Annotated in this window: 11 protein-coding genes and 1 tRNA gene; 7 read left to right on the forward strand and 5 right to left on the reverse strand. The window is 65.0% G+C overall.

Features of this window, described 5'->3' with window-relative positions; translation table 11 throughout:
• Window positions 1-25: 25 nt before the first annotated feature.
• The 4 genes from M0209_RS03510 to M0209_RS03525 all read right to left on the reverse strand — a co-directional run bounded on the left by M0209_RS03510 (window position 26) and on the right by M0209_RS03525 (window position 4830).
• Entirely contained in the window at window positions 26-331 is a 306-nt protein-coding gene (locus M0209_RS03510) for a DUF952 domain-containing protein (protein WP_258886919.1), read from the reverse strand.
• A complete protein-coding gene (locus M0209_RS03515; protein WP_258886920.1) occupies window positions 328-1263 on the reverse strand; it encodes a cation diffusion facilitator family transporter in 936 nt (311 codons plus the stop codon). Before M0209_RS03515 ends, M0209_RS03510 begins: the two co-directional genes overlap by 4 nt.
• Window positions 1260-4049 (reverse strand): DNA gyrase subunit A, encoded by a 2790-nt coding sequence (gene gyrA, locus M0209_RS03520; RefSeq protein WP_258886921.1) that lies wholly within the window; start codon window positions 4047-4049, stop codon window positions 1260-1262. Before gyrA ends, M0209_RS03515 begins: the two co-directional genes overlap by 4 nt.
• Before the next feature lie 100 nt (window positions 4050-4149).
• The gene (locus M0209_RS03525; protein WP_258886922.1) at window positions 4150-4830 is read right to left on the reverse strand and encodes an SDR family NAD(P)-dependent oxidoreductase; all 681 of its coding nucleotides are present in this window, start codon (window positions 4828-4830) and stop codon (window positions 4150-4152) included.
• 115 nt (window positions 4831-4945) lie between these two features.
• Between M0209_RS03525 and M0209_RS03530 the strand changes: the two genes are divergently transcribed.
• Window positions 4946-6187, forward strand: a complete 1242-nt coding sequence (locus M0209_RS03530; protein WP_258886923.1) for a hypothetical protein — start codon at window positions 4946-4948, stop codon at window positions 6185-6187.
• Between the two features lie 16 nt (window positions 6188-6203).
• Here M0209_RS03530 and M0209_RS03535 read toward each other — a convergent pair whose 3' ends face one another.
• Window positions 6204-6689: an Lrp/AsnC family transcriptional regulator gene (locus M0209_RS03535; RefSeq protein WP_258886924.1), complete on the reverse strand. Its 486-nt coding sequence runs from the start codon at window positions 6687-6689 to the stop codon at window positions 6204-6206.
• A gap of 182 nt (window positions 6690-6871) precedes the next feature.
• Between M0209_RS03535 and M0209_RS03540 the strand changes: the two genes are divergently transcribed.
• The 6 genes from M0209_RS03540 to M0209_RS03565 all read left to right on the forward strand — a co-directional run bounded on the left by M0209_RS03540 (window position 6872) and on the right by M0209_RS03565 (window position 11768).
• Complete coding sequence (locus M0209_RS03540; RefSeq protein ID WP_258886925.1) at window positions 6872-8518, forward strand: HAMP domain-containing sensor histidine kinase; 1647 nt, start codon at window positions 6872-6874, stop codon at window positions 8516-8518.
• Window positions 8519-8573: 55 nt separating this feature from the next.
• Window positions 8574-8650, forward strand: a tRNA-Ile gene (locus tag M0209_RS03545).
• 39 nt (window positions 8651-8689) lie between these two features.
• A complete protein-coding gene (locus M0209_RS03550) occupies window positions 8690-9313 on the forward strand; it encodes a TetR/AcrR family transcriptional regulator (RefSeq protein WP_258886926.1) in 624 nt (207 codons plus the stop codon).
• A gap of 81 nt (window positions 9314-9394) precedes the next feature.
• Window positions 9395-10303, forward strand: coding sequence for a haloalkane dehalogenase (locus M0209_RS03555; protein ID WP_258886927.1), 909 nt, complete (start codon window positions 9395-9397; stop codon window positions 10301-10303).
• Window positions 10300-10959: a 2-hydroxychromene-2-carboxylate isomerase gene (locus tag M0209_RS03560; protein WP_258886928.1), complete on the forward strand. Its 660-nt coding sequence runs from the start codon at window positions 10300-10302 to the stop codon at window positions 10957-10959. The genes M0209_RS03555 and M0209_RS03560 overlap by 4 nt, the downstream gene beginning before the upstream one ends.
• Window positions 10956-11768 (forward strand): sterol desaturase family protein, encoded by an 813-nt coding sequence (locus tag M0209_RS03565; RefSeq protein ID WP_258886929.1) that lies wholly within the window; start codon window positions 10956-10958, stop codon window positions 11766-11768. The genes M0209_RS03560 and M0209_RS03565 overlap by 4 nt, the downstream gene beginning before the upstream one ends.
• Window positions 11769-11806: the final 38 nt, after the last annotated feature.

Genomic DNA, 11806 nt, shown 5'->3' on the forward strand with positions numbered 1-11806 from the left:
TATCCCCTCGTGCGGCTGCGCGCCGCTATCGGGTGACTGTGCCGCGAACCGCAGTCATGGGCAACACACCGTAGATGTGGGGGAACAGCTGGTCGCCGCGCGACACCTCCCAGCGGACGGTATCGCCCAGCGCGGTCAGATCGATCTCGGCGATCGTGAGGTTTGTCTGCCCCGCGAAATGTTTGGCCAGCGTCTCGTCGAGCTGATCGGCGGTCGACATATGGATATAGCCATCGGCAAGATCGACCGGTGCACCGGTGAACACATCGTCACGTTCGAACGTCGCCCATTGGTCTGCTGTGAGGATTTTGTAGGCGGTTATCGGGTTCACAGCCGCCCTCGCGTCGGCCCGAATTTCATTCCAGCATCCTCGTGCGGGCGGATATAGACGCGGGTGACGCTCGGAAATTCCGCCTGAACCGCTGTCTCGATTTCGTCGACGATGCGCTCGACATCGCCTGCGGTGAGGCGGTCGTCGAAATCGACGTTGAGCGCGGCGACGATCTGTTCGGGCGCATTATGGAGCGTCATGATCTCGCCGATGCCCATTACGCCCTCACGGGTGGCTGCGCGGCGCAGGCCGAGAACGAGTTCGGGGTCCGCCGCCTCGCCGATCAGCAAGCCCTTGGCCTCGCGCGCGAGGAAGATCGCGACGACGGCGAGGAGGACGCCGATCAGGACGGACGCTATGCCATCGAAGCGCGGGTCGCCGGTGATTTGCGAAAGGCCGAGTCCGACGGCGGCGAGCAGAATCCCCGCCATCGCGGCGCCGTTTTCGAGCAGGACGATAACGATCGTCGCATCCTTGGTGTCGGTGAGCGCGCGCCACCAGCTCTTGGGCCCGCGCGCCGCATTGAATTCGCGGAAGGCTGCCAAGGTCGATCCGGCTTCGAGGGCGAAGGCAATTGCAAGGACGGCATAGGCGATAAGCGGCGAAACGGCGTCTTCCGGTTCGAGGATGTGCAGCACCCCCTCGTAAACCGACACGCCCGCACCCAGCGCGAACACCAGCAGCGCGACGACGAAGCTCCAGAAATACAGCTCGCGGCCATAGCCTGCGGGGTGCATGGCATCGGGTGCCTTGGCCGCGCGCTTCTGCCCATACATCAGCAGGAGCTGGTTGGTGGAGTCGACGAGGGAGTGAACGCCCTCGGTCAGCATCGCCGACGATCCGGTGATTGCGGCAGCCACGAACTTGGCGACAGCGATGCCGATATTGGCGGCGAGCGCGATGATCAGGACGCGATTGTTGCCGGGCTTCACTGCCCGTCCTCAGGCCCTTCCGCCGCGTCGTCGCCGATCGTTGCGCCGTCGTCTGGCGCGGTTTCGAACTCGACGCCCTCCACCAGCACGGCTTCGGCTTCGCTCTCCTCGATCCGTGCGGCGCTCACGACATGTTCGTCCTTCGCCACGTCGAACAGCTTCACGCCCGCCGTACCGCGCCCTATGACGCGGAATCCTTCGTCATCAATCCGCAGGTGACGGAGTTGGATGTCAAGCCGGATCATCTTTGCTTGGTCCGTGACCAAGATGAGCTGGTCGCCATGAGAGGCAGGAAAGCTGGCGACAACCTCAACTTCGCCCTTGATATCGATGTTGGAGATGCCTTGGCCGCCGCGACCGGTTCGCCGATACTCGTAGGCCGAGGATAGTTTGCCCATGCCGTTGCTGGCCAAAGTCAGGATGAATTGCTCATTGTCGCGCATCCGGTCGAACATTTCGTCCGACATTTCACGCTGTGGCAATGGCGGAAGGTCGGGTCGACGCTCTTTCCAAGGTGCATGACGTAGGTATTCTTCCCGCTCTTCCTGCGTGGCCCCCGAACGATGCAGGATCGACAGCGAAATTACTCCGTCGCGGTCAGCTAACCGCATCCCACGCACTCCAGTTGAGTTGCGCGACTGGAACTCGCGGACGTCGTCGCCCTTGAAACGGATCGCACGACCCTGACGCGTGGCGAGCAGGACATCGTCTTCCTCGGTCAGCAGCGCGACCCCGATCAGCCGGTCGTCGGCATCGTCGCCCTCGAACTTCATCGCGATTTTGCCTGCCGTCGGGATATTGGCGAACAAATCCATCGAGTTGCGCCGGACATTTCCCTTAGCAGTCGCGAACATCACATGCAGGTCCGACCAGCTGTCCTCGTCCTCGGGCAATGGCAGCACGGTCGAAATCGTCTCGCCCTCGGCCAGCGGCAACAGGTTGACCATCGGTCGTCCGCGCGTGTTCGGCCCACCCTCGGGCAAGCGCCAGACCTTCTTGCGATAGACTTTGCCGTGGGTAGAGAAGAACAGCACCGGCGTGTGGGTGCTGGTCACGAACAATTCAGTGACCGCATCCTCGTCTTTAGTCGCCATACCGGCGCGGCCCTTGCCGCCGCGTCGCTGCGCGCGGAAGGCTTCGAGCGGGGTACGCTTGATATAGCCCGCCATGGTGACGGTGACGACCATCTCCTCGCGCTCGATCAGCGCTTCGTCGTCGATGCCGTCGAAGGCGGCGGTAATCTCCGAGCGGCGCGGCGTCGCGAATTCGTCGCGCACCGCCTGCAACTCTTCGCGCATGACGGCATAGAGCTTGATGCGGTCGGCAAGGATTTCGAGCAATTCCGAGATACTGCCCGCAAGTACCTTTAATTCATCGCCGATTTCTTCGCGGCCGAGCGCGGTCAGGCGCGCGAGACGCAGGTCGAGGATCGCTTTGACCTGCAGTTCGGACAGCTTGTAAATCGACGCGCCGGCCTGCGGCTCCATCGCCTCGACGAGCATGATATAGGGCAAGATCTCGTCGATTGGCCATTCGCGGGCAAGCAACGCGTCGCGGGCGACGGCAGGGCTGGCCGAACCCCGGATGATCCGCACGACTTCGTCGACGTTCGACACGGCAACGACGAGGCCGAGCAACAAATGCGCGCGCTCTCGCGCCTTGGCGAGTTCGAATTTCGACCGGCGCGTAATGACTTGCTCACGAAACTTCACGAACGCTTCGATCATGTCGCGCAAGGTCAGCGTTTCCGGACGGCCGCCACGGATCGCCAGCATGTTGGCGGGGAAGCTCGACTGAGCGGGCGTGTGCCGCCACAGCTGGTTCAGCACCACATCGACGCTGGCGTCGCGCTTCAGCTCCATCACGATCCGCACGCCGAACCGGTTCGATTCGTCGCGCATTTCGCCGACGCCTTCGATGCGCTTGTCCTTGACCGCTTCGGCAATCTTTTCGACGAGGCCGTTCTTGCCGAGCTGGAACGGAATTTCGGTGAGGACGATCGCGCGTTTGTCGCCGCGCCCTTCCTCGACGATGTGGCGCGAGCGCACGATGATCGAGCCGCGTCCGGTCGTGTAGGCGGACTTCGCGCCGTGGGTGCCGAGGATCAAGCCGCCTGTCGGGAAATCGGGGGCGGGGACAATGGCATACAGGTCTTCGGACGTGACGCTGCTGTCGTTCATATAGGCGAAACAGGCGTCGATGACTTCGCCCAGATTATGCGGCGGGATGTTGGTCGCCATGCCGACCGCGATGCCGCCGCCGCCGTTGACGAGCAGGTTGGGGAAGCGCGCGGGCAGCACCTGCGGCTCTTCACGCTGCGCGTCGTAATTCGGCTGGAAATCGACCGTTTCCTTGTCGACGTCCGCCAGCAGGAAATTGGCGACCTTGGCCAGTCGAGCTTCGGTATAACGCATCGAGGCAGGCGGATCGGGGTCCATCGACCCGAAATTGCCCTGGCCGTCGATCAGCGGCAGCCGCATCGACCAGTCCTGCGTCATGCGTGCGAGCGCATCGTAGATCGCCGAATCGCCGTGCGGGTGGTAATTGCCCATCACGTCGCCGACGATCTTGGCCGACTTGCGGTACGGCTTGCCCGCGACGAAGCCGCCTTCTTGCGAGGCCCACAGGATGCGGCGGTGCACGGGTTTCAGCCCGTCGCGCACATCGGGCAAGGCGCGCGCGACGATGACCGACATGGCATAGTCGAGATAGCTCGACTTCATCTCGTCGACGATGTTGATCGGCGAAATATCGGAAGGGTCGGCGATAGGTGTGTCGTCGCTCATGGAACGCGCGAATCTTTCGGGTTACGGTTGGATGACAATCGCCCTAACGGTCCCATCCGGCCAACGCCAGCCTCGCATGCGCGCGGGCGCGCGGGGCCGGTCAATGGGCGATCCGCGTACCGTCCCATGCGAAATGCCCGCCGCTGTCCGCAGGCGTCAGGGCGTCAGCCACGGCAAGGAGACGTTCCGCGGCAAATTCGGCAGTGAACAGCTTATCGGGCGCGACATTGCCCTGAAACGGCTTGCTCATGGCGGTGTCGACGGTGCCGGGGTGCAGCGCCACGCAGACCGCGTGCGGGTGCGTGCGCTTCAGCTCGATGCTGAGCGTCTTGACGAGCATTACCAGCGCCGCCTTCGACGCGCGATAGCCGTGCCAGCCGCCGGTGCGGTTGTCGCCGATGCTCCCCACGCGCGCGCCGAGCACCGCGAATACGGCGCGCCGGTCGCGGGGCAGGCGGGGCAGGACGTGCTTGGCGACCAGCACGGGTGCGATGGTGTTGACCAGGAAACTGCGCGCCAGCTGTCCGGCGTCGAGCTCGCGCATCGCGCGTTCGGGGCGCTGGGTCGCGTCGTGGAGCATGCCCGTGGTGACGAACACGGTTGCCAGATCGCCGGCCAATAATTGCGCCGCTGCCGCAATGTCGGATTCGATGGTGACGTCGATGCCGCTGGATCGGCTCCAGATTGTCACTTCGCCGCGCATCCGCAACTGGTCGGCGAGCGCCAGGCCGATGCCCCCCGCGCCCACCACCAAAGATTTTGCGGTTCGGTATTCGTTCATCAGCTTGTCCCTAGCGCTCGTCCGAGGCTCCGCAAGGTGCACTTGGCTTGTGTCGGTGCGGCGCGGGGAGTAATCGGGGAGTCTGCCCCGTATCGGACAAGGCAAGGAGAGAAGAGTGAAACCCGTTTCCCGTCTGGCGATTGCTGCCGTCCTCGCGCTCGGTGTCGTTGCCTCCCCGGTTGTGGCGCAGAAAAAGCCCGCCGCAGCGCCCGTCAAGGGGCCGAACCTGTCGAAGGAATTCCGCGCTGCCGCGCAGCCGGTTCAAAAAGCGATGACGGCCAAGGATTTCGCCGGCGCAAGGGCGGTGCTCGGTGCCGCGCAGGCCGCCGCCACGACGCCCGACGACAAATATTATGCGGGGCTGTTCGCTTATCAGATCGCCGCGAACCTGAAGGACACGCCGGGGTCGATCGCCGGTGCCGAAGCGATGCTGGCAAGCGGTGCCACACCGCCGGAACAGGCAGGCCAGGTCAATTATCTTCTGGGCCGCGAAACCTATTTCGCCAAGGACTACGTCAAGTCGCTGGCCTATCTGAACGAGTCGATCCGGCTGGGTAACAAGCCGCCCGAGCTGCTCATCATGGCCGCCGATATCAGCTTCAAACAGAAACAATATGTGCCCGGCCTCGCCTATGCCGAACAGGGGATTGCCGCGCAAAAGGCGTCAGGTCAGCCGGTGCCGCAAGACTGGTATGAGCGGGCGCTCGGTGCCGCCTATAACGCCAAGAACGGTCCCGAGCTGGTCAAATGGGGCGGGATGCTGGTCAAGGCCTATCCCACGGCAAGCAACTGGCGCAGCGTGCTGGTGCTCTATCGCGACAGCAAGCAGATGGACGGGCAGATTACGCTCGATCTCTATCGCCTGATGCGCGCGTCGAAGAGCATTGCGGGCGAGCGCGACTATTTCGACTATGCCGCGATCGCCAGCGAGCGCGGTCTGCCGGGCGAGACCAAGGCGGTCGTCGATCTGGCCGTGAGCAGCGATGCCAAGCTCGCAACCAGCAAGAATCTCGCGGAACTGCGCTCGGCGGCCGCGACAAAGATTACGGCGGATATGGCAAGCCTGCCCGCCAGCGAAAGAACCGCCGCTGCTTCGGCCGCAGCGCGGCCGTCGATGGGCACCGCCGACGCCTATATGAGCTATGGCCAGTACGCCAAGGCGGTGCCGCTCTATCGCTCGGCGCTGACCAAGACGGGTGCCGATGCCGACACGATCAACACTCGGCTGGGGATCGCACTGGCGCTGAGCGGCGACAAGGAAGGCGCACGCGCTGCCTTTTCCGCGGTAAAGGGGCCGCGTGCCGAAATCGCCGGTCTGTGGATGATTTACCTGGACGTGCCGGCCACGACCGCCTGAAGCCGAACGTCGGGCGTTACCGGTACGTGTCCTCGGCGCGGACCGGAACGCCCGACAGCGACTTTGCCGTGCGGATCGTCAGCGACGTCTTTACCCCGGCGACATTGGGTGCGGGGGTGATGTGCGTCGTCAGGAACGCCTGGAATTCCTGCAGGTCGTGCGCGACGATTTTCAGCATGAAATCGATCTCGCCGTTGAGCATATGGCATTCGCGGACCGGGTCGAGGCCCGCGACATGGGCTTCGAACGCCTTCAGATCCGCTTCGGCCTGGGTTTTCAGGCTCACCATTGCGAACACGGTGATCCCGTAACCGAGCCGTCCGGCGTCGAGTTCGGCATGATAGCCGCGGATCGTTCCTTCCTCTTCCAGGGTGCGGACACGGCGCAGGCAGGGGGGCGCGGTCAGGCCGACACGGCCGGCAAGTTCGACGTTGGTCATGCGACCGTCGACCTGCAACTCGCGCAGAATCTGTCGGTCGATCGGATCGAGGGGGCGTGCCATGGCGTGCCTGTATCAAGATTCCGCGCGACATGGCTATAGGATAATATTGTTGCTCGCGCATCGCGCCTGTCCCAGCTTGTGACGTGCCATTTTGGACGCTTGCGCGGGCGGGCACAGCCATTAGGGAATCCGGTTTCGGCATGGGTTTGTCGTGCGCGAATTTCGGGGATTTCAGGCCGCGCATGTCCGGGCGATTCGATACGATGCTGACCACGGCGATGCGGCTGGCCGACGGGGATGCCGGCGCGCGTGCGGCGTCATGGCGCCAGATCGTGGATATCGTCGCGCAGGCCGGTACGGCGCTCGACCATGATGCGCGCGGCGCGGCGTTCGAACGGCTGGCGGCGTTGCGCGACATGGTGCCGGTGGCCGACCGGCGGATGACCGCGGCAAGTCTCGCCGGACGGACCGCCGACCCCGCGCTGGCGGTCCTGTTCGCCCGCGACGAGCCTGCCGTCGCCGCCCCGTTCCTGGCCCGTGCCGACCTCGGCCCCGTCGACTGGCAACAGGCGATCCCGTCGATGCCTGCGGCCGCGCGCAACATCCTGCGCAATCGCCGCGACCTGCCCGAGGCGGCGGTGACGATGCTCGGGCGGTTCGCGGCGGCAGACCTCACCTTGCCGCCCTCGACAGTCGCTGCAAAGGTCGATGAGGCCGCGCCGGGCGTCACCCAGATTCGCGAGCTTGTCGATCGCATTGCCGCCTATCGCCAGCGCGTCCCGATGCCCCAGGCGGGCGACCCGGATTTGGGCGAGCCGGTTTCCGGCGAACCGCAGGTCGGGCAGGGCGATGCCGGACATTCCGACGGCTTTGTTTTTGAAACCATGCCCGACGGGACCATCGACTGGATCGACGGTGCGAGCCGCGAAGCCATTGTCGGCATGAGCATCGCCGATGCCGCGACGTTCGGCATTGCCGGTGTCGACGGACAGGCGGCGGGTGCGTGGCGTCGCCGCGCACCGTTCCACGACGCGCGGCTGGTGGTCGCCGGACTCGGCGGGGCAGGCGGCGACTGGCTGATCTCGGGCGCCCCGCTGTTCAATCCCGCTGACGGGCGCTTCTGCGGTTATCGTGGCACGGCGCGCCGCCCGCGCCAGGACGAACGTGCCGACGGCCCCAGCCGGGTCGGCGGTATCGCGCCCGATTCGCTGCGCCAGCTGGTTCACGAACTCCGGACCCCGCTCAACGCGATCCAGGGCTTTGCCGAAATGATCGACAAGCAGATGCTGGGTCCGGCGGCGCTCAGGTACCGCGAGCGCGCACGCACGATCATGAGCGAGGCCGAACGGCTGGTGGCGATGGTCGACGACCTCGACACCAGCGCACGGCTCGATAGCGGGCGGCTCGCGGCAGACGCGCCCGACGAAGCCGATGTCGCGGGCATCGCGGCGCGGGTTTGCGCGCAGCACCGGCCGACACTGTCGGCGCGGGGCGTCGATCTGGCTATGCGCGGCCCCGCCTTTGCCGCACCGGTGGCGGCAGCATCGACCCTTGTCGAGCGCATGATCGCGCGACTGCTCGCTGCCGCAAGTGCCGTGGCGACGCCGGGCGAAAGCGTGAGTGCCGACGTCGAGGCGCGCGCCGCCGACGTCGTGTTTGCGGTATCGCGTCCGGCGGCGTTGGCGGGACGTGAAGAGGCGACGTTGCTCGACCCCGGTTACGGACCCGACGGCGACTGGCCCGATGCCCCGTTGCTCGGGCTGGGCTTTACCCTGCGGCTCGTCGCCCGGCTGGCGGCGCAGGCAGGGGGCAGTCTGGTTATCCTGCCCGACCGGTTCGCGCTCGCGCTTCCCGCAGTCGCCGCGCGTGCCGAGGTGCAACCCGCCTGAACCTGCACGTCGCTTGCAAGGGGCGACGCTCTTCCGCTAGCGCGTCCCGGTGTGTGGGCCTGTAGCTCAGTTGGTTAGAGCTGGCCGCTCATAACGGCTAGGTCGCGGGTTCGAGTCCTGCCGGGCCCACCACGCTTGTCATACCGGCGATTTGCCGTGACATTGGACGAAATGACAAACGGCAAGGCCCATCGAACGGAGCGCGGCGACCACGAGCGCCGGTCGGACGGGCGGTTCGAGCGCAGCCGGTCGAGCCGCGCGAAAATCGTGGCGGCCATGCTCGACCTTGTCGGCAACGGCGATGTGAACCCCAGTGCCGCGCGGGTCGCAGAGCAGGCGGAAGTCGGCCTTCGCTCGGTCTTTCGCCATTTCGACGACATGGACGCGCTTTACCGGGAGATGGGTGAAGTGATCGAGGCCCGCGTCCGGCCGATCATTGCGGAAGCACCGGTCGGCGCGACCTGGAAGCAGCGACTGTTCGATATCGCCGAGCGGCGCGCCAAGGTTTTCGAGACGATCCTTCCTTACCGGATATCGGCCAATCTGAAGCGCTTTCAATCGGCCTTTCTCATGCAGGACTATCGGCGGATGCTGAGTCTCGAGACTGCGGCGGTCGAAGCCCAGTTGCCTGCATCGGTGGCAGAGGACGAGGCAGCGGCCAGCGGACTCAGTGTGATCCTCAGCTTCCAGACATGGCGCCTGTTGCGCCACGACCAGCAATTGGCGGTCGATAAGGCACAGGCCGTGGTCCATCGCCTGCTGCACAACGCGCTCGCCGACCTGCCCGAAGGCTAGCGGCGGTGGTCGTGCGAGTTGACCACGCAGCGATGAAATGACATTGGATATGCCAATAGATTGGCGGATCGGGAGTGTCCGGTGAAAGTCCTGCGCACGCCCGACGCTGCTTTCGATGCGATCCCCGATTTTCCGTTCGCGCCGCATTATGCCGATATCGGCGACCCGCGCGACGGCACGGTCTTGCGCCTTCATTATGTCGATGAGGGGCCGCGCGATGCCCCGGTCGTGCTGATGATGCACGGCGAGCCGACCTGGTCGTATCTCTACCGGCACATGATCGGCCCCGTCGCCGCATCGGGCCTGCGCGTCGTCGCGCCCGACCTCATCGGCTTCGGCCGGTCGGACAAACCGGCGCGCAAGGGCGACTACAGCTATGCGCGGCATGTCGCGTGGATGCGGCGCTGGATCGAGCAACTCGACCTCCAGAATATCACGCTGGCCTGCCAGGACTGGGGATCGCTGATCGGCCTCCGGCTGGTTGCCGAGATGCCCGAGCGGTTCAATGGCGTCGTGCTGTCCAACGGCGGCCTGCCGGCGGGCCAGCCCGCGCCCCGCGCCTTTGCGATCTGGCGCGCCTTCTCGAAGTACAGCCCACTCTTCCCCATCGGCCGGATCGTGAAGACGGGGACGCGACGCGGCCTGTCCGACGCCGAAGTCGCCGCCTATGACGCGCCTTTCCCGGACGGTCGCTACAAGGCAGGCGCGCGGATCTTCCCGACCTTTGTGCCGCTGGGGCCGAATGTCGCGGTGTCCGACCAGTTGAAGGCATGGGAAGTGCTCGACCGCTGGAACAAGCCCTTCCTGTGCTGCTTCAGCGACAGCGACCCGATCACGCGCGGCGGCGAAGCTCTGTTCGTGGGGCGGGTGCCGGGGACGGCCGGACAGCCACACACGACGCTCAAGGGCGGGCATTTCATCCAGGAAGACGATCCCGCCGGGTTCGTCGATTGCATCCTGAAGGTCGCCAAGCCGGGGGCAGGCGCATGACGCTTTCCTACGATCTCTACTGGTCGTTCCGCTCGCCCTACAGCTATTTCGTGACCAAGCGGCTGGTGGCGCTCGAACGCGACTTCGACGTGACCTGCAACGTGCGCGTCGTCTATCCGATCGCGGTTCGCCAGCCCGAATTCTTCGACAAGAACGATCCGCTGTGGCTGCCGTACTTCATGCGCGACATTTTTCGTTGTGCCGAGTTCCTGGGGCTGCCGTTCGGCTGGCCGAGCCCCGATCCGGTGGTGATGGACATGGCGACGCGGACCTACCCCAAGGAGCAGCCCTATATCTATCGCCTGACGCAACTGGGGCAGGCGGCGACGGAAGCGGGCAGGGGACTTGCCTTCCTCGACGAGGTCAGCTCGCTGATCTTCGGCGGAGCGGTGCGCGACTGGCATCTGGGCGATCACTTAGCCCACGCCGCCGAACGCGCGGGCCTCGATCTCGCAACGCTCGACGCGCAGATTGCGTCTGACCCCAACCGCTACGACCGTGCTATCAAGGCCAGTCAGGATGCCCAGCGTCTCGGCGGCCATTACGGCGTGCCGCTGATGGTTTTCGACAAAGAGCCCTTTTTCGGGCAGGATCGCTTCGACCAGATGAAATGGCGGATGGCACAAAAGGGGCTGGCGCGGAGGGAGGCGGCATGAGAGTCGAGGCGCTCATCGTACCCGGCATCTTTCTCGCCTTCGCGCTGGTCGAGATGTGGCGGACCGATTTCTTCCACAAGCCGGGCCAGACGCGCGGCGATGCCTGGGTCGAAGTCGTGGGTTCGGTCGTCCTGCTGACCGTGACGCAACCTGCGATCCTTCTGATGGCCTACACGCTGATGGCGCTTGTCGTGCCCGACGCGGCGGGCGCGTGGGCCGGACTGCCGATCCTCGCACAGGTCGCGCTGTTCCTCGTGTTCGACGACATGATGCAATATTGGTGGCACCGCGCGTCGCACAGCTTTCCGTGGCTCTACAACCTCCACCGCGCGCACCACAGCGGCGAATATATGTCGGTGCGGATCGTCTACCGGAACAACTTCTTCTACTATCTGACCATGCCCAGCCTGTGGTTCTCGGGCGCGCTGATCTACCTCGGACTGGGGGCGGTCTATATCCCCTATGTTTGCGTGAAGATGCTGGTCATCATCGCTGCGCATTCGGACGTGCGCTGGGACCGGCCGCTCTATGCCGTCAAATGGCTGTCGCCGGTGATGTGGTTGGTCGAACGGACGATCTCCACGCCCGCGACGCACAGCGCGCACCACGGCAAATATGCGTCGGACGGCATCACCAACTACAAAGGCAATTTCGGCAATCTGCTGTTCTTCTGGGACGTGTTGTTCGGCACGGCCAAGATCACGCGGCGGTACCCGGCGGAGATCGGCGTCGAGAATTTGCCGCCGGTGACCGCCGCCGAGCAACTGGCGTGGCCGCTGTTCCGGTCGTCGGCGACGCGGGTGAGCTGACGGCGACTTCCCTCTCCCCTTGCGGGAGAGGGCGACAC

Source organism: Sphingomonas sp. SUN039, assembly GCF_024758725.1.
Classification (GTDB): Bacteria; Pseudomonadota; Alphaproteobacteria; order Sphingomonadales; family Sphingomonadaceae; genus Sphingomonas_O.